We start from the raw sequence: 23,417 nt of genomic DNA on the forward strand, positions 1-23,417 counted from the left end.
TAACGAAATAAGAAGCATCGACTGATAAGGCGCTGAGAAGTCACGAGAGGTAAAAAGAAAGTATTTATGAGTGGAGCCAAAGTGCGTCTTGATAAGTTTTCTGTTGAGATGTCAATTTTTGTAAGAGAAATTAGCGAGAAACACAATGTGTATCAAGATAAGTCGTTCTCTAGCTACTTTTAGGCATTATTGTAAACAATGCTTTAATCGATAGTATACAAAAGAGTATGCAACATGCTCTTTTTTGTTAGCACTTTATTACTATCTTATGGCAATATCCTCATCTGACCTGATAGTAGAACCCTTACAGCTAAGAGCAAAAGTTGCACAGAAATGTGATATTGAGCTAAAAAAATAACCTAACTATGTCAGAGTAATGACAAATATCCCCGTTTGAGTGAATATACTTTGATCACATCTGAGTTTCTCTGATAATATCTATTACAGGTTCTAATATAAAAAAATACTCCTTAGCTCGACAGGCTTGCTGTTCGAGATCATGGTCTGGAGCGCACAACATGGCAAACAATCAAAACTCTGTTCATACACTAACATATCGGTACTTCCCACAAGGAAGCTCTACACCTAAGACATCTAAACTCAGTGTCGATATAGGCATACATAAGATACTCAAACTGAACGAAGAGAAGCTATTCTCTGACTTTCAGTACATGCCTGTTAACTCAAAAAAAGACTCCACCAAAGCAGATAGGTGGCTATACGTGTCCGCTGGGAAGAAAAAAGAAGAGAATCCCGATGTACCTTTTGCTAGCTATATGCGTGAGTATCTCTACACCATAATTATTGATCCTGACTTCATTGAAGGTTACGAGATAAACACAGACTACATTAGAGTTATGTGTAGTAAAGATTCAAAATCAAACACGCAAATCCGATTCCCAGCAGCACTATATCATGCACTAAAATCTCTTTTAGGTGAAGACAGTGTTGATGACATCATCGAGAAAACATATGCCAACCTACGCAAAGAGTCAGATGATAAAGGTAACTACTCATACAGACTAAGACACAGATTGCTGTCGCAAGTCTTGAATGCTGACCTTAATGAAGTTGATGCTGAATCGTTCATATCGAACTAACATATCCTGATATACCCAAAAAAGCTGCCTAGCAGCTTTTTTTTTACCTCAAGAAACATCTTCGCTCTTATTGAAATAAGTAAACTAATTGTCTACTTTTTATCAAAAAATCATGAGCGAATCATCACTAAACATATCAAAACACCTTTTGGCAAGTAGCTTCTACTGCCAAGAACTCACCATACCTCACAAAGAGCTGACTTTAATAACCGCAGAACTTGGAGATCTACAGAGACGATTTTCGCAGACATTCTCTAACCTGAATATAGTTTTGAATTTAACAGAATTAGATTTCGGGGATGAGGATATTGAAGAGTTTGTCATGGAGGCCAAAGAGTGTATGCAACAATTAGGGCATAATGTTGTGGGTTCAATTGGCATTAAGTCTACTGTAGCTCAAGCTTGTGGCATAAAGCCCGTTCGTCAACGTATTGATGAAAAAACATCTAGCCTCATGTCTGGCAAGGTTAAAAAAGAACCACAAGTTGTCACTTCTGTCTCAACAAAACAGGAAGAACCTCTTAAATCAGAACCTTTATGCAATAAGCCACTAGAGTCTTTAATCATTGAAGAATCAATTAGAGGCGGACAGTCTATCTATGCTGAAGGAAAGAATCTAGTGATTATTGGAGATGTAAAGCGTGGTGCTGAAGTCGCAGCCGATTACAGCATAACAGTGTTCGGAAAACTAGAAGGGCGTGCACATGCTGGCGCAAAAGGTTCATCTAGCTCTACAATAGTTTGTAAAAATTTTGATCCTGAACTTGTTTCTATAAATGGTATCTACACAGCCAACCAAGATATTAAAGAAGAAGATCTTGGCAAAGGTGCACTAGTTCAACTCAAAGAAGACCAAAATAAAATTATCATTCGTGCATCTTAATAGGTAGAGGCACCAAGAGGAAAATAAAATGAATAATAGAATTGACATTGCCTACCAGTCTTTGAGAAGTAGCAGTATCGACAAAAACATCCACAATGTGATCGCAAACTTTTCAGCAGAAGAATGGATTCAGGTCATTGCACAAAAAGATACATTCGAAGGAAAAGGGAAGTACGAAGTACTAATATCATATCTGATCTACACATATGATGAGCAAAAAATTCAAGAGATTGCAGACAAGTCTTCTGAGCAAGAAATCAGCTTCGCGCTGGTTGACTCATGGTATGCAGCAGTTTACGGCAACCAAACAGAAAAAGACTTACAGCCTTCATTTGGAGACCTAATTAGAACACCAATTCTTCTTCATGTCTTTGAAGGCCATTTACTCAAAAGAATCGAACAAGCCGACTATGGAGAAGATATTTCAAGCTTCATTACTGTTAAATTCAAGATGATGCTAAAAGAGTACCTTGAGGTACTAAAAGCAAAAGAGTCGAATAAGACAGAAGCAAAAAAAGTTTTAATTGGAGCTACATCTAGCGGTTCAGCTTATCCTCCAATCAGCGATTACAGCTTAGACAGACTTGAGTCAATCAATAACTTTGTCTACTTCTTAGCCGCCCTCGATATTTGTGTTAGCGCTTTCAGCATCAGTGGTGATGAAAACTACAATAAGGAATTAATACGTCAAGGAAAACTGTACGACCTGATTGAAAGAAACTCAGAAAACGTAAAGGTAAGATATCAGAATGAGCGCGAGTTTAAAGATGCTTATGCGTATGTTGTCTCAAATTTTGAACAATACGTTGAAAGATTCTCTGGCTACATGTTCAATGAATATGAACAAGAGTTACTGGCTTTAATATTCAGAAGTACAGATCTTGCTCTAGAAGCAGACACAGAACATGACGACGATTTGAAGTTAGACTTAAACCAACTCAATCAAGATGAAGATGACTTTGAATTGGAGCCGTTGCAGCCAAACCGTGACGATGAGCAGAGTGAAATCTTACCAAAAAGAGAGAAGAAGACTGAAAAGGTAACTTTTGTCGGAAAGATAAAAAATCTACTCAATTCACTAGGCGAAACAGATGCGGATAGAGAGGAAAGTCAGGTAGACAGAAAGACAGTAAAAAACTCAGAAGTGAAGAAAGAGGAATCGCCTAATCGAGAGCAATATGAAGACACTTCATATGACTCATTAGTCTTCACTGCAAAAAAGAAGAGCAGTAATTTACCCTTGGCTCTAATTATAGCCTCAATTATTGGTATATCTGTGTTAGTTGCAGTTAACCGTGGGGATTCTGAACAATCAATTATAGATAAATCACAATCAATTTCTGGCGGAGAAAAGCAATCAGAGTTCAGAACCATAATTGAGCGATAAAGGCTTAAGCATGAAGCAGAAATTAAACCTAGAAAGTAGAAAGAAAAAAACTACGAGACGGCACATGTTGCCTCTAATTACGGCATCAATAGTTGTAATTTCTGGACTAACAACCATCGCCTTCGAGATTTCTGATAGCTACAAAAACCATAGTAGTTGCAATATAGAAAATTGCGAGAAATCAATTCCTATATCTATTCAAGTTGAAGATCAATCTACAACACAGTCGAAAAATACGGCAGACCTTGAGGATAAAGCTACTCGAAATCTAAGAATTCATGATGTAGAGCTTGAAAACAATAGACTTCTCCTACAGAGAGACATCCAAAGAGAGATACAGCTTAGCGCAACAATTAAGCCATTTAATTACGACATAGAAGATTTTTGCACTCTCGGATTATCAAAAAACAAAAAGGAAATTGTTATCAACGAATGCTCTAACCATGTATTTAAAAGAGCTATTGAGTTAGCAATTGAGAAAGGAAACGTAAGTAAGGTTGTCTCCAATTACGATTTCAAAAATGAATCCCCAACATTTGAAGTGAGAATTAAATTTTGAACAAAGTTAAGCAGAAACTTAGAGCCATGATAATGGTTGCTGCATTATCAGCAAGTTCATCGGTAGCAGCTCAAGCCGATGCGATCAACATTGTGCAAAGCGGTGGCGAGTCAGCAAGAATAACTGCTGTAGTATCAAGCTCAACACCACTATTCGTTAGTAAAAGGCTTGGAAAGCTTTCTGATATCAACATATACAAAGGTGACTGCAAAGAGGTATCAAAGCAACTTAAACGTCAGACAGCATGCATTGAATCAAAAGAAGTAAGCGAAATTCTTGTCTCTGTTCCAGAATCGCCAAACAAGGTTAAGATCTCAAGAATAAGCTCACCGTACTCAACAGAACTTTCTCCAAAGCAGGAAATTGCGGTGACAAAAGCGATCTATAAGGCACTGACATCTAAAGATGAATCTATTTTTGACACAAAGGTTGCTTACATTAGTCGTCACGATAATGGAAAATACATACTAAGAGTATCTGATTACGATGGAAGCTCTCCAGAGACAATTCACGAGAGTTACGAGCCAATCTTAACGCCAAACTGGTCACCAGATGGGAAGTACCTAACGTATGTGTCTTTTGAAAGTGTTAGGGCCTCAATCTTCATTCAAGATATAAAGACAAAGCGCAGAATTAAAGCACCTACATTAAGAGGGCTTAACGCTTACCCATCCTTCAATAACAGTGAATCACTACTTGTATCAATAAGCAAAGAGAAAGCAACATCTGAGATATATAGATACGATATACCTACATCTAAGCTTACATTGATGAAGTCATCAAAAAGAGCGGATATCTTCCCAAGAAGAATTGATAGTGAAACTTACGTAAAAGTTGGTTTATCACGCAATGATACACCATACGCATATGTGGTTAGGAACGGAAGGCAGAAACCAATATCATCACTTCCTCTGAACGCTATATCTGCATCTGATAATGGCGACATTGTTGGCCTCTCAGGCAACAAACTGGTTCTTCTAACCAAGGAAGGAGAGTCTTGGTCAGATATGCAAGAAATACAGACAGATCCAAACATTGAGTCACCAACCATATCTAGCAACGGCGAAGCCATATACTACTCTACAAAAGAAAATGGTCAGGTTTTTATCAAAATGGCTTCAAATAAAGGAAAAAATATACTTTCCTTTATGATAAACAACGAAGATTTAATTCAAATTTCAGCTTTATAGACGGTGAATATGAACAATAAGAAACTGATAGGTGCCCTAGTGGCGACCATTATCCTAAGTGGATGTAGCGCCACCCAAGATACTTACAAAGAAAAGTCCAGTGATTCTGCATTTAATGAGCCTGTTACTATGGAAACATTGTTTGCCGATGAAACTGTAGTTTACACAGAAGCGGATATAGAAGAAGAAAAAAATTCAATACTTGGTCAAAACCATGGCTACCACTCCACTGACGAATTTCTATATGAACTTGGTGAAAAAGGAGTAGATTTATCAGTAATAGAAACAGGTATTGTAAATTTTGGTTTTGATTCTTCAAAGCTCACCGATAAGTCTAAGATGCTCATCGAAAAGCATGTAAAACTACTGAAAGAGTCTGAAAAACTAAAGGTAATACTTGAGGGACACACTGACAGTGCTGGCGACCGCTCATACAACCTCAAGCTAGGTGAAAGACGCGCCTTAGCTGTAAAAGATTTCGCTGTTTCTCTAGGCGCTAAGGAGCATCAGATCGAGGTTATCTCATACGGCGAAGAGAAGCTCATGAATAAAGAGCAAAACGAAGACGAAAAAAGACTTAATCGTCGAGCAGAATTTGTATACAAATAAAAAAAATAAATAATGAGCAAAGTAATTGTAACTACATCAGGTAAAGGTGGCGTTGGTAAAACTACCAGTTCAGCGGCTATTGCAATGGGGCTTGCCCAACAAGGGCAAAAAACCTGCGTAATAGATTTTGATATTGGCCTACGTAACCTTGATCTAATCCTCGGCGTTGAACGTCGTGTGATCTATGACTTCATCCATGTTATTAATGGTGAAGCAACACTAAATCAAGCACTAATCAAGGATAAACATTGTGACAACCTATTTGTTCTTGCAGCATCCCAGACTAGGGATAAGGATGCATTAACAAAAGAAGGGGTGCAAAAAGTAATTGAAGAACTTAAAGCAAAAGATTTTGATTACATAATTTGCGACTCTCCTGCTGGTATCGAAGGTGGCGCTAAACATGCACTGTACTGGGCTGATGAAGCGATTGTTGTAACGAACCCAGAGGTAAGTTCAGTACGAGACTCTGACCGCATGCTTGGCATGCTTGGTTCAAACACACACCGTGCAGAGAATGGACTTGATCCTGTAAAGCAAAATCTTCTTATTACTAGATACGACCCAAGCAGAGTAGATAAGGGTGAAATGCTTAATGTACAAGACATTGAAGATATCCTTGGTGCCATCACGGTAATTGGTGTTATACCAGAGGACGGAAATGTAATGAACTCATCAAACAAAGGTCAACCTGTAATCCTCAGCGATAGCCGAGCATCTGAAGCTTACAAAGACGTTGTCGCTAGACTTCTAGGAGAAGAGCGAGAGATGAGATTTGTTACTGAAGATAAAAGTTTCTTAAAGAGACTGTTTGGTGGATAAGATGGACTTTTTCAGCAGACTTTTCAGTAAAAAAGAATCCTCGGCAGGAGTGGCAAAGGCAAGACTATCGGTAATTGTTGCATCTAGTTCTGGTGCAGATTGCGAAATTGTAAGAGAGCTTCAAGAATGCGTTAAGGCGGCAGTCCTTGAGTTTTATCAAAAGAAAAACCTTAGCCAAGAAGAAATTGAAAACCTTAACTACAGTCTGAATGACGAGACTGGAATTATGGAAGTCCAAATTCCTCTTCAAAGCAAATAAATGACAAGGGAGGCTTTATGCCTCCCTTTTTAATCACATAACCTTCACAAAACATGCAAAACTCTAAGAATATAAACCCGATCATATTAGTTGCAGCAACGTTTATCATAATTGCCGGACTTAAGGCAGTTGAAAACATGTTAGCTCCTCTTCTTTTGGCTGCATGTATAGCCCTACTATGTAACCCATTTGTTGATAAGCTTGAAAATTACAAAATCCCTAGGAGCTTAGCGTCAATAATTACAGTCATACTAATTTTTTATGGTTTCTTTGTAATAGGTGACATCGTCGCTGCATCGTCAAAGACATTTGTTCTTGATATGCAAGCTTCAGTTGAAAAGTTTGTTATAAAAGCATCTGAGTTAACAGGAGTAAATGAGTCATTTATCAAAGAACAGATGGAGGCTCTAAACATAGGGTCTGTACTATCTTCAGGATTGACAGTATTAACTACAATTAAAAACTCAATATCATTTACCTTTATAGTTGCATTGACAATTTTCTTAGCACTATGTGAAGGTAAAAGCTGGAAGAATAAGATATCAAACTTCATCGGAACAGATAATCTTTCAGGAAGTGTGTCTAAACAGATACAAACCTATATTTCAGTTAAAACAGCATCTAGTTTTGCTACAGGTGTAATTATAGCCACGAGCTTGTATCTGTTCACTGATCATAAATATTGGTTGTTTTGGGGTATTTTAGCAACTGCCCTAAACTTTATACCAAACATTGGTTCATTCCTCGCTGCTGTTCCTCCGCTGATAGTTGCGTTAACTATGGGCGCAGTACCAGCAATAACAACATTAATTATATTCGTTAGTTCAAACATAATAATAGGAAGTTACATAGAGCCAAAAATAATAGGGGATAAACTTGGACTGTCTACTTTAGTAGTGTTTTTGTCGATGTTGTTCTTCGGATGGATGTTTGGCATTGTTGGCACCATACTAAGTGTCCCAATTATAGTATGTATAAAAATTGCCTTAGATGAGATAAACCCAGACAACAAATTAAGCGCCTTGTTAAAGTAAGTGCCTGAAATAAAGTAAACCCCTCACTACAATCATGAGGGGTAATTCGCTAGTTGATATTTTCTATTAATAAACGCTTATGACAAAGTAATTATCAACAAATTATTTAAACTCGAATTAATGTTTTGTTATGATTTTAAATAAAAGTGAAACAAGACGAGACCATCGGAGATCAGGAGTACTTAGATGACACTATATGCAAAAGTCTACCTTACAGAACCTCGAAACCAATATCTGAATACTTCAGCGAGAAGCCAAATGAGACAAAGATCGAGGTATATAAAAGGAACATTAAATTTGATGTAATAATCGTAGGCAATGAGCCGATAATCAGCCTGATCGTTGCAAGAGCCTTAAGTGACTGTGGAATTAAGGTGTGTATTATAAATAGGATTGAGGAGTCAGTGGGTTTTGAGGGGGGGGTTTCTATCCCTAGTTTTATCGGCTTCCTACTTAGTAGTTTGAATATTGAAACTTACCCCTTTGTCGATAAAAAAAGTTTCATTAAAACACTTATTAATCACGCAAAAAAGAAGAGTTTAATTCATTACTACGGAGAAAATTATAGAGTGAGAGATTTCGGCTATGATGGCAACATGAACTATTTCTTAGCAGATATTTCTAGGAGAAAAAAGAGAACTGACGTCGATAGATTCATTGACACATGCCTAGAAAAAAAAGCACACCACCTTACAGCTTATTTACCCAGAGCGCTAAAGATTAAACAGTTGATAGGCAGTGAACTAATTGTGAATCATTGGGTGAACTTTCTTCAAGGATGGACAACAGAAAAAAGAGGCTCACTATTGAGTTTTATTACCAATAGACCAAACACATCCATGTTATTTGGCGGTGACAGGATCGCCACGAAAGTAAAAGACGAAAGTCAGGCTCAAAAGATACTTAAAGAGGAAGTTGAGAAGTTAGTCTCTGTAGTAGAGCAACTCAAGGTAAAATACGGGACTAAATAAAGTCCCGCCAGATAATACTTATTCAAGAAACCGATTTAAACTAGGTGATCAAACCTGATCACTTAGTTCCTGCTCGATACGCAGTTTGGTCAGAATGGGCAGGTAGGCACTACCTTTCCCTTTCTGAGCATGACGATTCAGCATAGTGCTGAGTCTCTTTGATGAGATGTGGTTGTCAACAAGTGTTGTTAGTACATATCAACTAGCGAATTACCCATGGTAATAGTCTTTGACTTCAGTCAGAACCTTTGCATTGCACTCACTCAAATCACTATTTTCTAAAAGTTTCTTAATTGCTAAAATCTGATTATTAGCACTTAATTTTTCTTCTCCAAACTTAGGGGAATTATCAGTATTCCCAAGCATACGTTGGGCAACGTAAGCCTCCCATAACTCGGAATCAACTTCGTTTAGAACTTCAGGTGAGTTTCTTGCTATGACCCTCATAGCAAGAGCTTTAGTGCGCTCTGTTGGAGATTCTGAGGACGTCAAGCCATACCTTTCTTCCCAAGTTAACTTGGAGTGAAACTTCTTAATGAATGCATTTTCTGCTGGGGTCATAAAGCCGTCAGTATACAAACGCATATCGTAATCTGAACAATCATCATATTCTTTAGGGTTTGCCTCTATCGAGCTAACTAACTCTTTCATTTGAGGGACTAACTCAAGCAACTTAAGTGAATTAACCCTAATGGTTTCTCTGATTTCTGACAACCCATTATCACCAGCAAGCTCTTTCGAATATACTGACTTTGGAAATAAATTTGGTAGTGCGTTTATCTTAAGCTTTACCAGACCTTTCTTATCAATTCCAAGTGACTCTAATTCATCTTTTTTCAATGACAGAAGCCTACACTTAACGTCTTCTGGTAATGATAGAACCTTCTCTGGGCAAACCTTGGCATCCCAAGCCCAAAAAATATTTTTATCTTCTACAGACTGAAAGAGTGGTATTATGTAACCAACAAAGTTATGTTGTCTTTCATATTGAGATATATATAGTAATCCGCTTTTGTTTTCCTCTGCCAAAAGCATATTTAACACATAAGATTTATCTCGAACTGATAAGGCAAGATCATAGAACTCAGGGTCTGCCTCCTTGACTCTCTTCATTAGTGAGATCAAAGCATCAACATCTGATAGAGCATCGTGGGCATTTTCATGAACAATGCCATTTACAGCAGATAAATGCTCAAGCTTCATGGAAGCCCTAGTCTCATCTGAATTTTCTGAAATTGGAACATAATGCCATATCAAAAGATTTGGTCTCAAGCCATACACCGCCTGCATCAATAACATTGCGTCGTATCTACTGTTTCCATTCTTAAAATGCCACTCATAAGGAGGAAGCAAATTTCTATAGAAAAGATGGCGATTCCATTCGTCATCAAATCGCAAAGAGTTATACCCAACAACAATTGTATTACGGTCTGAAGTTAGGTAGTTATGAATTTTACTTACGAACTTGTACTCACAATAGGACTTCTCCTCAGACTTAACAGACTCAGGAGTATGCTTTGTTACCAAGCAAGCCTGAAATTCAGGAACTATATCTTGTGAAGGCAAACAAAAAAAATTTTCGACTGAAATGCGGTTAAAGTTGAGGTCAGTCTTTATTGCAGCGTATTGGCTAGGTGCACCACCAAGAGGGGACAGATTGAATGTCTCGTAATCATTGAACACAAGTGTCATAAGCAAACTAATCTCCTAGCTCATCGATTTTTGGGAGGAACTCTATCATTTCATCAATGGTTAGCTCATATGCCATGATATAATGATCATATATAAACTGAACTGCCTCATACTTGTTTAGGTACGGCTGCAACTCCTTTTTCAAACTACCTGCCGCATAGGCAAAATCAGCATTATTTGAGCGCAACTCGCACTTAGCCTTTGCAAAAGCACTCAAAAGATCTGCTGCCTTAACCAAATCTTTTTCCAACTTGGTGCACTCCATCAGGAAGTACGGAGATACAATAGGAGATAGAGTAGGGTCTATTGTTGCTGCGATTTTCCGCGCTATATACCCCTCTGTCTGCTTAATCATCCCTCTAAGCTTCTCGTCACTACTTTTTAAAACACCATTTAAATCCTCACCCAAAGCTTCGGGAGCATCATGAAATAGGCAAAATACAGCTAGATTTTCGGGACTAAGGTCGCTTTCTGGATACTTAATTTTGTGGTATGCGCCAATAAGCAAACCTAAATACGCAACTGATGCGCAATGGTCATTTAAACTTTCTGGCTGGATCGATTGAGATTTTGTCCATCTGGCAATGCTGTTTTGCCTATGAAGAAGCGCCATGAAAACACTTTGCCCTTCGTACTTCACTTTTAAGGATTCAGTATTGATGACTTTTGGAGATATGCAATTCAGAGGTGTGGCCTCTGATTGCTCAGATAGGATTTTGGCTATTTTCTTTCTCGCCTCTGGGTTCTCTAGAAGGAGCAACCAATCTTGTTCGGTATCTAATTGACTCACAGAAATACTCTTTTTCAAATAGTTTAACAATTGAATATTCTACAGTAAATCTAGTGTGCAACAAAGAAATCCTTTTCTTGTGTAGTATCTTAATGACAAAAAAACCTCGCAAGTGCGAGGCTTTTTCTTGTAACCAGAAAGATCTAGTTAACTCGACCTTTCAGTGCCTTACCAGCAACGAACTTAGGCTGATTAGCTTCAGCGATTTGAATCGTTTCACCTGTTTTAGGGTTACGACCAGCACGCGCTGCACGTTTAGTTACTTTAAAAGTACCAAAACCTACAAGAGCAACCTCTTCGCCTTTAGCCATTGTGTCTTTGATTGACTCTAGAATTGTATCAAGAGTATTTCCAGCAGCAGCTTTGCTAATACCAGCATTTTCACTTACTACTTCGATAAGTTGAGTTTTGTTCATTTTCTTTCCTAAATCATTTTTATTGTCTTGTAACGAATTTAATATGCGATATTTTCTGGAAGTGTACAACCGAAATCCAATAAGAAATCAACGTTTTCCAAAAAAGCAAAATTAGAACTAAAAATCAGCCTTCAACACAGCAAGATATTGCTCATTTAGATAATTGATTCGTTCTTTTTCTTTATCTTTAAGCATTTTTAAAGACTTGTTGTGCCCAACCTGAAGGCCACCTCTTCCTCTCTTCAAGATTTTCAATTCCTCTGACTTTATACCTGAATCCAATTCTTCCTTCTTAGCATCAAGTATTTTGCGGTCAAGAGAGATCATTTTCTTTTCATGAAGATTATCCAAATCTTGAGCCTTGTTTCTAAAAAAGACGCTAGCCACATACAGCTTCACTAGGTGCGGCTTCTTATAATTCTGTTCGAAGTCAGTTGGCATTCTACCCGAACGCTCTAGGTTCTTCTCGTAAAGAATTATGTCCCTAGCAACTAGAGATTGAACTTCCTGTGTAGTCATCGTTACGCCAGTGGTAACAACATCCTCAGAGAAACAACCAAGTAAAGAAAAAGAAAGACCAACAACTATAATCCAATTTTTCATTTTTACTAAAAAATAGACATAATAAAGCCGCTCAGTCAAACCTGAGACAGTACATGGGTCCCGCTCGGAACAATCAACTAGGAATCCCATTATCAAAATTGTGGCGGAGAGATAGGGATTTGAACCCTAGATACGCATTAACGTATGCTGGTTTTCAAGACCAGTGCTTTAAACCACTCAGCCATCTCTCCACTTCATTAAAACCCTAAGAATAAGATCCTAATGAAGTGGCGCTCCCTGCTGGACTTGAACCAGCGACAGCCGGATTAACAGTCCGTCACTCTACCAACTGAGCTAAGGGAGCAAAATAAACATGGTGCGACTGACGGGACTCGAACCCGCGCGCCCCTGCGTGACAGGCAGGTATTCTAACCAACTGAACTACCGCTCCAAAACCTCCAAAAAAGGAGGCTAAGAGTTTGATGCGCCAACCCTTATGGCAAACAAAAAGTACCCGTAGGGACCCCAGAATCTAGCATCATAAAAAATGAAGCAAATGAAAATTTAAATCACTTTAAATTCACATAATTAAGTGGATGCGGGAGCTGGATTTGAACCAGCGACCTTGAGGTTATGAGCCTCACGAGCTACCAAGCTGCTCCATCCCGCATCAGAAGATTGAAGAACTTACGTAAGAGTATCAATCTTAATGTGTCGCTATCTTACTACTGATAAGACTTTTGTCAAATGATGTTGTACATTTTTTTAAACAATTAAATTTTGAACCCGAATGAGTAACTCGAAGTTATACCACATATACCCAACAATGAAATGCAACCTTAGTTGCCAGCACTGTTTTCTACACCAAGAGGTAAGAGATCAGAAAGAGAGGATGACGCAAGAGGAATTTCGTAGCCTAGTCGATAACATGGCAAATGACTTTGCATTAGATCCAAGTGCAAAATTTGCTGAAGTTACGATTATAGGGGGAGAGCCTACACTTATGCCTCCTTCTTTCTATACTAAGAACATTCCTTACTTGAGAAAAAAATTTGATGAAACAAATAAGCCAATCTCATTAACTATTGTTACCAACTTCACGACCACAAATGCCCTAAAAAGGTACGCTCATCTCTTTGATATTGTATCCACTTCATATGAATGGGATCGATTTGATTCTCAAAAACTGATATTAGGCTCAAACAGCAGCAAAAAAGAAAATTGGTGGAAAAATCTCAAAGAGTGGACTGGGGAAGGGAGAAAGGTCGCAATATCGCTAGCCACAACCACAGAAACAATTGAAAACTGGGAGGAAATGTTTGAACTCTTGTACTCAAACGGGGTTAGATTTTTTCAAGTTAACCTCATGCACCCTGATGGCGAGTTAATGAAAGGGATTTTGTCTGATGAAGATTATGAGGATTTTTGCAGCAAACGACTTTCAATACTTACAGATCCAATGGAAAAAATGAACCATCACTACAAAGCGAAAGACAATACGTTGTGGCCTAGCTTTGAGAAGGAGGCTGAATTTTTAATCGCATTAACACTGTGGCTAGATAAAAAAGATGACAAAGATCTAGTCATTTACCCAATTAATAGCCACAAAGAGTGCTTAAATGGTGGAACAGGGAATTCTGATATTGCATGCCCCGCTAGTGGTGCACTGTGTGTAACAACAACAGGGGAGGTGAGTGGTTGCACCATAGAGAGCGGTAAACCAAACATGATTTCATATGGCAATGCGTTCAAAGACGATTTTCAAGAAATAGTCAACTCAGAGCTTAGGATGAAACATACAATGTCTTTGGACTTAAAGCCTGTTGAGTGTTTAGGATGCGAATACTACTTTTTCTGTAAAGGCGGATGCTCTTTCAGGGAGTTGTTTTGGGATCGAAGTAACCCAAACGCAGAGTGCCATGGGTTGAAATCTTATTTTGAGTTCATCAAGAATAATTACCAAAATTAAGCGAAAATCATAAGTTATGAAGGATATTTACCTTAACCTAACTCATTATTGCAATATGGAGTGCCCTAGGTGCTACTTGTCCAAATCAATGAGACAAGACCGAAGCATGATGAGCTACGAGACTCTCGAAAAAATTGCATCCATGAGTTGCGTGCAAAATAGCTCAAACGAAGACCCAATAACAATGTGTTGGCTTGGAGGGGAGGTAATGACTCTCCCAATGGAAAGATTAATCGAGTACAGAGAGATCATAAAGAGACTAGTACCAAATGCAAAAAACAGACTGGTATCCAATCTTTTTAGCTTAACAAATGAGCAAATAAAGTTCATTAAAGAGACATTTTACTCGATTGAAACCACATATGCGGCTGGAATGAAAATGTCACTGGATGGCTCAGAATCGAAATACCAAGAGCGATTTAAAAAAAATTTAAAAAAACTCGCTGATGAAGGAATACTCTGTCACGTAAACGTAGAACTAAACGACAAAACTATTGACGCAGGCGTAGACCATATAATTGACCTTGCTAGATATACTGGTCAAAAGAGTTGGGAGTTCGACATATCAGTGAAATTTGACGAGATTCTACAGAATGGGGTTAAGGTAAATGAGTACTCTTACGCAGATGAAGTACCAATTACAATAACTTACCGAGAATGGGCTGACTACATCATTCAATTTATTCGTGACCGAAATTCAGAAATGAAAGAACTTGGTATACGAATTGGTTTCTTGGATTCATGCTTCGCGAAAGAAAACGAACCGTTCTTCAATACAATGAAAACTCATGTGTACCTCACATTCAATCCAAACGGAGATGTTCTTGGAGCACCTGTCTTTTCTGGGATAGAGCCTATTTTTTATGGGAATATAAACAGGAATAGTGAAGAGGAAATCCTGAATCACCCTACGAAACTAAAACATACTGCATACGAACATGTCGGCAGATTCCATAACGAAGAATGCTATACTTGCGAGTTCTTTAATGAATGCAAAGGAGGGTTCTCATGTGTTCCGATCACTGATGGGTCAGGGGAATGCGTAGGCATGAAGTCAGTTAGAGAGTATGTTGAAGAATACAGGAAAGAGTTTGCAAAGAACCCCGAAGGTCTTTGGAATCCAACAAATAGCGAACTCCCTAATCTAATCTTTGAGTAAACCAAATCTGCTCCGCCAGATAGTAAGTCTGGCGGATAATATAATAGCGTTAGCTAACGGAAGAATTCCTATTAAGCAAAATACTTTCTTCTAATGCCTCTGAGTGATGTTTTCGGCAGACTGACACATACAAGTTTCACCACCGATAGCGATTTGTTCATCACCAGTTACAGCTCTCCCACTAGAGTCAATTCTGGCAACCATTGTTGCTTTCCTTCCGCAAAAGCAAACCCCTTTAATCTCTTGAAGATGATCAGCTATTTCCAACAAAGCCTGACTTACCTCGAAAAGGTCACCTACATAATCTGTTCTTAACCCATAAGCCAAAACAGGCATATCAAGCAAATCAACAACCTTTCCCAATGAAGTCACCTGTTCTTTCGTCAAGAACTGGGATTCATCTATCAAAACGCATGCCATGGATAAATTTCTATAAGCCTTGTCACTATTTTACCAACACCTTTCTATATATCCAATTTATACATACTTCATTATTCTTCGTGGTAAGTATAATTTTTTTGAATTTTCTTTGAGTTTGGCTTTAGATTTTGATTCTGAGTAAGCTTTCCAAGCTTTTGATGCTGGAGAGGTCGCCTCACTAAGAACCCCTGTCCTTATACCACCAACCACAAGTGCTGCATCCTTAATTAACTGATCTGTCTCATTATTTACTTCATCAATTAAGACTGAATCATTGAAGTAGGTTGAGTAAAAAACGGCTCCAGAAGAATCAGTGTCACCGACCTTAAAAACAAGAAACTCCAAGACATTGAGGTTGCAATCTTTTGTAGTGATATAACCTGAGTCCAAATATTGACTTATCATCTTACGGTCAACTACACATGAGTTGGGACTAAAGCTTTGCGTATAGACTGCTATGCAGTAATCTTGCCTTCTGATGATGAACTCATTGTGTTTAAGGTCTGATATTTCGACAATATCTTTATCGATAGAAACAACATCATATGATAAAATGACTGGGTAGTTATACAGGTTACTTCTCAGCATTAAGATGTCGGCTGCTATATAAGGTTCAGCATTATTAACGCCGATATCCATCAATGTGGATGCCGCGCCAAATTTGGTGCAAATATCCTTTGCCGCCATTAGTGCTGGTATCTTCGGAGATAGCACTAGGTCAAGATAAGCATGATAAGCATCAAATAGAAGTTTTGTCTGAGCTTTTACGAAGCCATTACCGTTTCTTCTTGCGTAAACATCAGCGATTAGACAAGCCAGAGAAGGTGGTTCACCCTGATAAGAGGAAGCAGACTTCAAAAATTTATCATCAAATTGCCAATAAAAGTCAATTGATGTTCTAAGCTCCTTTGGGACAATGTTTTTTAAACGTTTATTAAACATGAAATTCCTTAAATTTTTCACAAATAACGGCAAGCGTGCTGCAAGAATAATAAAAAAATAGTCAAATGAAAAAAAACAAGATTAAAAGAAAATTTAAAACTTCCTTGAGTGACATATTACTCGTACTGGCAATCATTGTAATAAAGGGAAGTTTCATAGACTGGTACTACATACCGAGCGGATCGATGCAACCAACTCTAAAAATCAACGACCGTGTTATCGTGGATATGGATGCTTACGACGCTAAGGTTCCGTTTACTGACATAACCTTAATGAAGAAGGGTGAGGCGGAAAGAGGTGATGTAATCATCTTTAAAGAAATTAACTCTAAACAGATTTATATCAAGAGAGTTATAGGTCTGAGCGGAGACACTATTAAGGTGGATGGTCACAATACATACATTAATGGCAATAAAATTGAAAGCGAAAAGATTGGCGAAAGTGACCAGTTCACTAAATACCGCCAAACAATCGAAGGAAAGTCATTTGTCGCTCAATACGACAAAAAGCTAGATATTCTCTCTACGATCATATCTAGGGTGAAATCTGGTCTAATTAACCCAGCAACCCCTGAAGTAATCAGCTTACTAGAGCAGAGAGGCATGCTCAGAGAGGGTGAGTGGGTTGTTCCTGAAGGTTCGGTTTTTGTGATGGGGGATAATCGTGACCACAGTCAAGATTCAAGGTTTATCTCTGTATCCTATATCAGTAAAAGCGTAGTGCGCGGAAAAGCAGACTTTGTTCTAGCCAACATGGAGCCTCTTGTGGTTTTTGATACACAAATACCATTCATACCTGCCAGTATCACTGACTTCAATAGAGGCATTTATTCAGTGGAATAGAACTAGAACTTTCCTAGATTACCTATGCGCCGTATAATGCTATATGGCAAAATACTGGCACATAGGGTAATCGCGGATGATTAACACAAGTATTCTAAAAATATCAGACTACAAACACCTCAAGAAAACCGCACCATCAGGCCGATACCCAAAACTCTTCCAATCCAAAATAGAGAATAAAACTTACGACACCATCACCAAGGCTTCAGGGTTACCTGACTTCTCTGAAAACATAGAATATTACCAATGGTATGCATCAGTATATTGTTTCTCTGGAGCATGTGAGTTACGAGATCTATCTGTAGAAAAAAATTAATGGGTTCTAATCCGTCCATGCAGCTACCATACTAGGCATTACCAAATCACACACTTAGATTTAATTTTATAGAGTGTGAAAATATATTAAAAATAAACTTGCCATATATCCAAATAATGTTTTACTTTTTAATTTAATAGTGCCGAAACAATTATGTTAAGGCAAAAGTTTTAAATTAAAATAAAGGAGATGAAATTAAGAAATTTTATTAAGAACCAAGGAATAAAACTTGCTTCAATTCTTGTTCTAACAACACCATTTATCGCATCAGCTAATGATAAAGGCATAGCAGGTGTTACAAAAAACCTTACTGAGGCTGCTCAATCTTTTGGCCCACTAATCACTATCGCAGCATTTATTGTTGGTATGGGTGCTTTATTTAAGGCCGTTACAACCATCATGAACCACTCAGAAAACCCAAGAGAAAACCCACTCAAGAACGTGGTATTCTACGGACTTGCTGCTGCGGTTGGTTTAGGTTACACATTCAGTACCTCAACAGTAATTCAAACATTGTTTAAAAAAGACCAAGACACAAACGTAAACAAAGAAATCTTTAAGGTTACATAACAAGAAAAATATAATCATAAAAAAGGTGTCATTACGGCACCTTTTTTTATTCGGAGAAAACATCCTTCCTCGCCTGACCATAATGTAAGACTCATACAATAATTGAGCCTCAAACGAAAAAAATGGCCTACCTTGGGAGCTAACATTGTCAAAAAATCACCTAGCTCCATCAGCCATTTTTGATTTATCCAATGCCTCAGAAGGAATTTCGCTAAGAATATCGATATACCTTAAATCCCAAGACTGAGAGACATAATTAACCCCATCTACCTCAATAGACACTGGAATCAAATATCCGACAACGAGATTAGATGTGGCGAAAGAAATCAATACGGAACAAATACAGTAACTAGTGACTACAACACCAATCTCATTCCTAAAGGCATCAAACTGACACAAGGCTTCAGAAAAGCATAGCAAGAACCCACCAAACATGAGAAAAAAGAAAGTAAGAAGGAGCACGATCCTGTCAAGCCTGTACTTAGCATAAATAATTTCACTTAATCTCTCTATTTCACCATCCTTTTAAAGGATAATTAGAGATAAAAGAAGCGTCATCAAAAGACATAGTAAACCCACCCCTTCTTTCTTTATCCCAACCGTTTGGAAGTTTCATAAAATTTCTGAAATATTCTTTGAATGCCATATTACCCACTTAGATATTTTCCAAGGATTGCATTCAAAATGATCAAAAAATGCAACTAGCTGTTTTTTTCTTGCACAACTAGAGAATTACCAATAGACTGACCATGTATGCAATGAGTGAGCAAATGATTCTGTCATTGTGAAATTAGACGAATCTGCTTTAGTCGGTACGTTTTAATTATTACATCAACATTAGAAAGGGAGCCTTCGCTCCCTTTTTTATTTATTGCAGATTGCACGGCTCAGCCTTTTTGCTAATCTTAAGTCAAAAAAATAAAATGACAGCAGAACTTCTCAAAGAACTACAAAACATAATTTTCGAAACCTTCTACATCTACCCTCAATGGGTAAGCGCTGCCTTAATTGCCACTATTGGGGCATGCATTGGTTCATTTATCAACGTTGTCTCCTATAGAGCACCCCTGATTCAAAAAGCAAAGGAAGAGCAGTACGTAGTAGATAATTATGGACTAGAGCAATCCAAACCTTTTTTTGACAACAAACTAAGATCTCATTACCCCACATGTATGGAAAAAATTCCAACACTATTGAACATACCTATCTTTGTCTGGTTACTACTGAAAGGAAAGTCAAAATGTTGCGGGGAAACTATTAGCCCTAAATACATACTGTTCGAATTATTAACGGCTGCGTTTGCTACCGGAGTATTCATTATTCATGGGCAAATTGATCTCCAACTAATTCTCGCTTTGGTGGCAATATTTGCCGCAATTACAATCAGTATAATAGACTTTTCAAATAAGCTGATTTTTGATAAGCATGCTGTCATTTACTCTGCCTCTTCTTTGTTTTACCTTCACGTTTACTCTGGTCAATCAGACTTTATCTTTACAGGTGCGCTCCTTACATTGCTTCTATATCTAGGCGTGACTGGTTATCAGGGCATACGCAATACTGTTATGAAGTCTGATATTCAAATGATGGGTGATGGAGATTGGAGCCTTTGGTTCGTTATGTTTTGTATCATCTCTTCACTAGAGCCTGAAGTCAGTGGATTAATCAGCAGGACAGCAGAATCTGTTCTATTAGTAGCTGCGCTTGGGTTCCTGACACTTATCTTAGGGTTTATTCTTGATAAAACATTAAAAGGAAAGTTTACGTTGTCACAGGAGTTCCCTGCCGCACCATCGATTTTGTGTGCATCAATCGGGTTAGTTTTAACAACACTATAGTGACAATATGATGTGACCATTTTAGGTCACTTCATTTTTCATTGACGAAGGATTAGTTGCCGATATACTAATATCATTATATTGCCATTTTGGTTAAGCAAATGGATAACCCTAAGACTTTTTCTACGGTCAATGAAGTACTGTAAAAAGGACTAGCCTCGAAGTTAATCGTAGAGCCGTCAGATGATGAGCTGAATTACCAATTGTTTTGCAATACTTACGAATAACTTAAGTCTATAATTTTCAACGACAAACTAATCGCCAACACTTATCTTAAATCAGTTGAATTAACCACTATTTCAGAAAAAGCAACACTACCTAAATCTGGAATAGGGTTCGGACTTAATAACACAAAATCATTAATAGCCTTAAGCCACTCAGTTTTGGGATATATCGACAGCGAAGAAGGCTCTTATTCAAACCTATCGCCGAAATAAAACAGCATTCTAGAAGATTTATTCAACAGCCTAAGACTAATCAGTAGAGAAATACTATCTCTTACTAAAGACACAAAAATGTGCTCGAAAACAAACGACATTTCAACTTATTCATTTTATGGAATGGTAATGATTGACAGCGAACACATCTCTTATGTTTCAGTAAAAAATATGTACAAAGGCGGGAATGGCGGTGGCCTTCAGTACGATGATCATCTTGAGCATAAAGCAAAATCCATAGCAAAGTTGTGCGACGATGCCGCCAAAGGAACATTCCAATCTTTATTATCAGAATCTTAGTTAAAGGGTTATTTAAATGCTTGTGATTTGTGAGGGTCTCGATGGCTCATTTAAGACAACTTTTTGCGAGAAGTTAACTACTAAACTTCTAGAAGCTGGAGTGAGCGCAGAAATGGGCAGACAGCCCGGAGGCACAGAATACGCCGAAGAGATCAGGAAGCTCATTAAAAGTGAAAGCATTTCAGCTAAAGAAAGACTGACCATATACTCAAAAAGCATGCTGTTTCTAGCAGCAAGCAGTCAGATTTACGAAATGAAGATTTTACCAGCAATCGCTGAAGGCAAAGTTTTTATCTCTGATAGATGTAACCTGTCAACAATTGCGTATCAGTCTTTTAAAGGGGTAAATGAGTACTACTTAACTAAGCTCATTAGGATGGCTCCTTGGTTTACCTTAGCTGACATAATGCTTGTAATCCAAATACCTTCAACTTTAGCTGAAACGAGAATCAAGAGTAGAGGTGATCCTTCTGACTACCTTGAGAAAAGACTGAGTCATTGTGAGCAAGTTTACCGCAACTACGATCACTCAAAGCTATCAAAGAAAACAATCATAATTAATGGTTTAGACGAAGATGGCAACGAGGTTACATCAGATGAAATGGCAGAAACGGCATTTAAGAAATTAATGGAAACACTAGGAATAAATAAGCACCCCCAACATTGAAGAATCACTTCCTGCAATAATCACAATTCTGTGCGCAATTGCACTTGTGATAGCAGTCATTATACGACTAAAAAGCTTCTCATCGAACACAGCACCCGATGACAAAAAAGTGAAAAAGTCGAATAACCCTAAAAAAGAAAAGTTAGTAAGCTCAAAAAGCAACAACTCGCTAAGCAGCAAAAAACTGACTGAGCAACAAAGTCAAAACGAAAGGGAGTCCATCACAGACAATGTAACTACAGCGATTCTGTTAATGGACTCAGATAATGATAATGAAACTAGAACACAGCAGCCAGCCAAGTTCGAAACAAGCAAAGTAAGTTCAACTTAAACATCCAACTATGAATCTACACCGTCACCAGTTAGTCAACCTACTAGCAGTATTAGCTCTGGTGCGAGATCAGGCGGAGATATCGTCGGTGGTGGAGGCTACGGGGGTGGTTCTGAATAGGAAAAAGTAAAACTAAAAGCCGCATCATGCGGCTTTTAATTCATCTAACCTTGCCCAAATAACTGGGAAGCAATAAGCCAAAACCAGAGAACTGAATACCAGCCCAATCACTTCGACACTGACAGAACTAACCCAAACACCAGCCAATATAAGCGTATGTCAGTATATTGCCAATGCTTTAGATAGGTGATATAACTATGGGTGTAATTTTTTGTATATCTAATTCGGGGCTGGTGGCTTTAATATTTTAGAAGCCGCAAAAAATAAAAAAACATCGCCCTAGGACGATGTTCTAATGTAGAAAAAACATGACAGGGAAACTAATACTCGAACAAAGAGGTGCTTCACCAATCGATTGTTATTCTATACACAGCGATCCAGCCTGTAAACATATAAAGATAATTAAACTTAAAATAAATTAAATAGAGACAACAAATTCATGACAAAAAAGTCTCTCCTATACTCATTTAAGGAAAAAGCTTCCCAATATAGCCAATTTTTAGACAATATTGGGAATGATTCACCAAACAACAATGTCGGAAGAACCGAAACTTTAGGAGCGGGTTCTAAATATCAACCTTTAACCAAAACAACGATCAAAGGTCACTTTAACACCTATACTACTCACAAAAATCCGGCGGCTTACATATTAAGATCTCAGCTAATGAATCTTGCTGGTTTTGCGATTTGCGTATACTCGATTTGGTGGTACATGTTTTTGATTCAAACAAAAGAGCAAATTCTTAACCCAGTTGAAATCTTATCGACTCAAGGAAACACCATCACAGCTATCTTCACAGTCCTGATCGCACCTCTGATGATGGTGGTAGGCTCTTTCGCGCACTTTGATATGAAGGTTTGGGATGGAGGCAAGTCAAATATTTCAAACGACGAGACTCTAGGTCAAGCCAATATGTATGAAAGGGCAGGTTTTTTGGCTCTAATCCTAAATCTTTACGCTGGTGGCCTTAGTGGCTCTATTATACTGAACCTTTATGTTATAGATTACTCCATATTCGGTATCGCAGGATTTATCTCCTCTTGGATTGTTGCCCTGTACCTCATCTCTGCTGTCTCTAGAAGAATCAAGCTTTCAATCGCCAAATAAAACGCCTTTATAAGGTATAGTGCTAAACTATATTAGACACCTCCAGCTAAGGAGATGTTTTTGTTTCTCATTAATAATCGCTGCCCCCAAACAAAAGAAGGCAGCGGATAAACCAATACCCACTGCCTTTTACCCTGCTATAT

27 protein-coding genes and 4 tRNA genes are annotated in these 23,417 nt (G+C 38.0%); 20 read left to right on the top strand and 11 right to left on the bottom strand.

Features of this window, described 5'->3' with window-relative positions:
- The first annotated feature begins 518 nt into the window (after nt 1-518).
- From KO511_RS02795 to KO511_RS02840, 10 genes are all read left to right on the top strand, one after another.
- Complete coding sequence (locus tag KO511_RS02795; RefSeq protein WP_215985959.1) at nt 519-1,100, top strand: hypothetical protein; 582 nt, start codon at nt 519-521, stop codon at nt 1,098-1,100.
- A gap of 112 nt (nt 1,101-1,212) precedes the next feature.
- Nucleotides 1,213-1,983 carry a septum site-determining protein MinC gene (minC, locus tag KO511_RS02800; RefSeq protein WP_215985960.1) on the top strand — a complete coding sequence of 257 codons (771 nt, stop codon included), beginning with the start codon at nt 1,213-1,215 and terminating at the stop codon, nt 1,981-1,983.
- Between the two features lie 28 nt (nt 1,984-2,011).
- Entirely contained in the window at nt 2,012-3,370 is a 1,359-nt protein-coding gene (locus KO511_RS02805) for a hypothetical protein (protein WP_215985961.1), read from the top strand.
- 10 nt (nt 3,371-3,380) lie between these two features.
- Entirely contained in the window at nt 3,381-3,929 is a 549-nt protein-coding gene (locus KO511_RS02810; protein ID WP_215985962.1) for a hypothetical protein, read from the top strand.
- Nucleotides 3,926-5,119 (top strand): hypothetical protein, encoded by a 1,194-nt coding sequence (locus KO511_RS02815; RefSeq protein WP_215985963.1) that lies wholly within the window; start codon nt 3,926-3,928, stop codon nt 5,117-5,119. The genes KO511_RS02810 and KO511_RS02815 overlap by 4 nt, the downstream gene beginning before the upstream one ends.
- 9 nt (nt 5,120-5,128) lie before the next feature.
- Complete coding sequence (locus KO511_RS02820) at nt 5,129-5,728, top strand: OmpA family protein (protein WP_215985964.1); 600 nt, start codon at nt 5,129-5,131, stop codon at nt 5,726-5,728.
- A gap of 12 nt (nt 5,729-5,740) precedes the next feature.
- Nucleotides 5,741-6,550: a septum site-determining protein MinD gene (gene minD, locus KO511_RS02825; protein ID WP_215985965.1), complete on the top strand. Its 810-nt coding sequence runs from the start codon at nt 5,741-5,743 to the stop codon at nt 6,548-6,550.
- A gap of 1 nt (nt 6,551) precedes the next feature.
- The gene (locus tag KO511_RS02830; RefSeq protein WP_215985966.1) at nt 6,552-6,809 is read left to right on the top strand and encodes a hypothetical protein; all 258 of its coding nucleotides are present in this window, start codon (nt 6,552-6,554) and stop codon (nt 6,807-6,809) included.
- Nucleotides 6,810-6,862: 53 nt separating this feature from the next.
- The gene (locus tag KO511_RS02835) at nt 6,863-7,843 is read left to right on the top strand and encodes an AI-2E family transporter (RefSeq protein ID WP_215985967.1); all 981 of its coding nucleotides are present in this window, start codon (nt 6,863-6,865) and stop codon (nt 7,841-7,843) included.
- A gap of 146 nt (nt 7,844-7,989) precedes the next feature.
- Nucleotides 7,990-8,814: a hypothetical protein gene (locus KO511_RS02840; protein ID WP_215985968.1), complete on the top strand. Its 825-nt coding sequence runs from the start codon at nt 7,990-7,992 to the stop codon at nt 8,812-8,814.
- 210 nt (nt 8,815-9,024) lie between these two features.
- On the opposite strand, the gene sbcB is transcribed toward KO511_RS02840, so the two are convergent.
- The 8 genes from sbcB to KO511_RS02880 form a co-directional block, all read right to left on the bottom strand.
- A complete protein-coding gene (sbcB, locus tag KO511_RS02845) occupies nt 9,025-10,506 on the bottom strand; it encodes an exodeoxyribonuclease I (RefSeq protein ID WP_215985969.1) in 1,482 nt (493 codons plus the stop codon).
- Nucleotides 10,507-10,513: 7 nt separating this feature from the next.
- Nucleotides 10,514-11,296 carry a YfbR-like 5'-deoxynucleotidase gene (locus KO511_RS02850; RefSeq protein WP_215985970.1) on the bottom strand — a complete coding sequence of 261 codons (783 nt, stop codon included), beginning with the start codon at nt 11,294-11,296 and terminating at the stop codon, nt 10,514-10,516.
- A gap of 143 nt (nt 11,297-11,439) precedes the next feature.
- Complete coding sequence (locus KO511_RS02855; protein ID WP_215985971.1) at nt 11,440-11,712, bottom strand: HU family DNA-binding protein; 273 nt, start codon at nt 11,710-11,712, stop codon at nt 11,440-11,442.
- A 117-nt stretch (nt 11,713-11,829) separates the two neighbouring features.
- Nucleotides 11,830-12,315, bottom strand: coding sequence for a hypothetical protein (locus KO511_RS02860; RefSeq protein ID WP_215985972.1), 486 nt, complete (start codon nt 12,313-12,315; stop codon nt 11,830-11,832).
- A gap of 101 nt (nt 12,316-12,416) precedes the next feature.
- Nucleotides 12,417-12,506, bottom strand: a tRNA-Ser gene (locus KO511_RS02865).
- Between the two features lie 37 nt (nt 12,507-12,543).
- Nucleotides 12,544-12,619 (bottom strand) — tRNA-Asn (locus KO511_RS02870).
- A 10-nt stretch (nt 12,620-12,629) separates the two neighbouring features.
- Nucleotides 12,630-12,703, bottom strand: a tRNA-Asp gene (locus KO511_RS02875).
- Nucleotides 12,704-12,848: 145 nt separating this feature from the next.
- Nucleotides 12,849-12,925 (bottom strand) — tRNA-Met (locus KO511_RS02880).
- Nucleotides 12,926-13,045: 120 nt separating this feature from the next.
- Between KO511_RS02880 and KO511_RS02885 the strand changes: the two genes are divergently transcribed.
- Complete coding sequence (locus KO511_RS02885) at nt 13,046-14,224, top strand: radical SAM/SPASM domain-containing protein (RefSeq protein WP_215985973.1); 1,179 nt, start codon at nt 13,046-13,048, stop codon at nt 14,222-14,224.
- Between the two features lie 106 nt (nt 14,225-14,330).
- Nucleotides 14,331-15,383, top strand: coding sequence for an SPASM domain-containing protein (locus tag KO511_RS02890; protein WP_215985974.1), 1,053 nt, complete (start codon nt 14,331-14,333; stop codon nt 15,381-15,383).
- Between the two features lie 90 nt (nt 15,384-15,473).
- Here the strand turns inward: KO511_RS02890 and KO511_RS02895 are convergent, their stop codons facing one another.
- Together KO511_RS02895 and KO511_RS02900 are read right to left on the bottom strand one after the other, a co-directional pair.
- Nucleotides 15,474-15,803 carry a hypothetical protein gene (locus KO511_RS02895; RefSeq protein ID WP_436840203.1) on the bottom strand — a complete coding sequence of 110 codons (330 nt, stop codon included), beginning with the start codon at nt 15,801-15,803 and terminating at the stop codon, nt 15,474-15,476.
- 57 nt (nt 15,804-15,860) lie between these two features.
- A complete protein-coding gene (locus tag KO511_RS02900) occupies nt 15,861-16,745 on the bottom strand; it encodes a hypothetical protein (protein ID WP_215985975.1) in 885 nt (294 codons plus the stop codon).
- Between the two features lie 65 nt (nt 16,746-16,810).
- Here KO511_RS02900 and lepB point away from each other — a divergent pair, with 65 nt between their 5' ends.
- The 3 genes from lepB (at nt 16,811) to KO511_RS02915 (ending at nt 18,473) form a co-directional block, all read left to right on the top strand.
- On the top strand, nt 16,811-17,587 hold the full coding sequence (lepB, locus tag KO511_RS02905; protein ID WP_215985976.1) for a signal peptidase I: 777 nt from the start codon (nt 16,811-16,813) through the stop codon (nt 17,585-17,587).
- A 76-nt stretch (nt 17,588-17,663) separates the two neighbouring features.
- On the top strand, nt 17,664-17,903 hold the full coding sequence (locus KO511_RS02910) for a hypothetical protein (RefSeq protein ID WP_215985977.1): 240 nt from the start codon (nt 17,664-17,666) through the stop codon (nt 17,901-17,903).
- Between the two features lie 189 nt (nt 17,904-18,092).
- Nucleotides 18,093-18,473 (top strand): hypothetical protein, encoded by a 381-nt coding sequence (locus KO511_RS02915; RefSeq protein WP_215985978.1) that lies wholly within the window; start codon nt 18,093-18,095, stop codon nt 18,471-18,473.
- A gap of 156 nt (nt 18,474-18,629) precedes the next feature.
- Here KO511_RS02915 and KO511_RS02920 read toward each other — a convergent pair whose 3' ends face one another.
- Nucleotides 18,630-18,893 (bottom strand): hypothetical protein, encoded by a 264-nt coding sequence (locus tag KO511_RS02920; RefSeq protein ID WP_215985979.1) that lies wholly within the window; start codon nt 18,891-18,893, stop codon nt 18,630-18,632.
- Between the two features lie 503 nt (nt 18,894-19,396).
- On the opposite strand from KO511_RS02920, the gene KO511_RS02925 reads away from it, so the two are divergent.
- The 5 genes from KO511_RS02925 (at nt 19,397) to KO511_RS02945 (ending at nt 23,274) form a co-directional block, all read left to right on the top strand.
- A complete protein-coding gene (locus KO511_RS02925) occupies nt 19,397-20,311 on the top strand; it encodes a prepilin peptidase (protein ID WP_215985980.1) in 915 nt (304 codons plus the stop codon).
- 566 nt (nt 20,312-20,877) lie between these two features.
- A complete protein-coding gene (locus KO511_RS02930) occupies nt 20,878-21,048 on the top strand; it encodes a hypothetical protein (protein ID WP_215985981.1) in 171 nt (56 codons plus the stop codon).
- A 16-nt stretch (nt 21,049-21,064) separates the two neighbouring features.
- Complete coding sequence (gene tmk / locus KO511_RS02935; RefSeq protein ID WP_215985982.1) at nt 21,065-21,715, top strand: dTMP kinase; 651 nt, start codon at nt 21,065-21,067, stop codon at nt 21,713-21,715.
- A gap of 109 nt (nt 21,716-21,824) precedes the next feature.
- The gene (locus KO511_RS02940; protein ID WP_215985983.1) at nt 21,825-22,046 is read left to right on the top strand and encodes a hypothetical protein; all 222 of its coding nucleotides are present in this window, start codon (nt 21,825-21,827) and stop codon (nt 22,044-22,046) included.
- A gap of 559 nt (nt 22,047-22,605) precedes the next feature.
- On the top strand, nt 22,606-23,274 hold the full coding sequence (locus tag KO511_RS02945; protein WP_215985984.1) for a hypothetical protein: 669 nt from the start codon (nt 22,606-22,608) through the stop codon (nt 23,272-23,274).
- The last annotated feature ends 143 nt before the right edge of the window (nt 23,275-23,417 follow it).

It is taken from the genome of Vibrio hepatarius (genome assembly GCF_018860525.1).
In the GTDB taxonomy this organism is placed as follows: domain Bacteria; phylum Pseudomonadota; class Gammaproteobacteria; order Enterobacterales; family Vibrionaceae; genus Vibrio; species Vibrio hepatarius_B.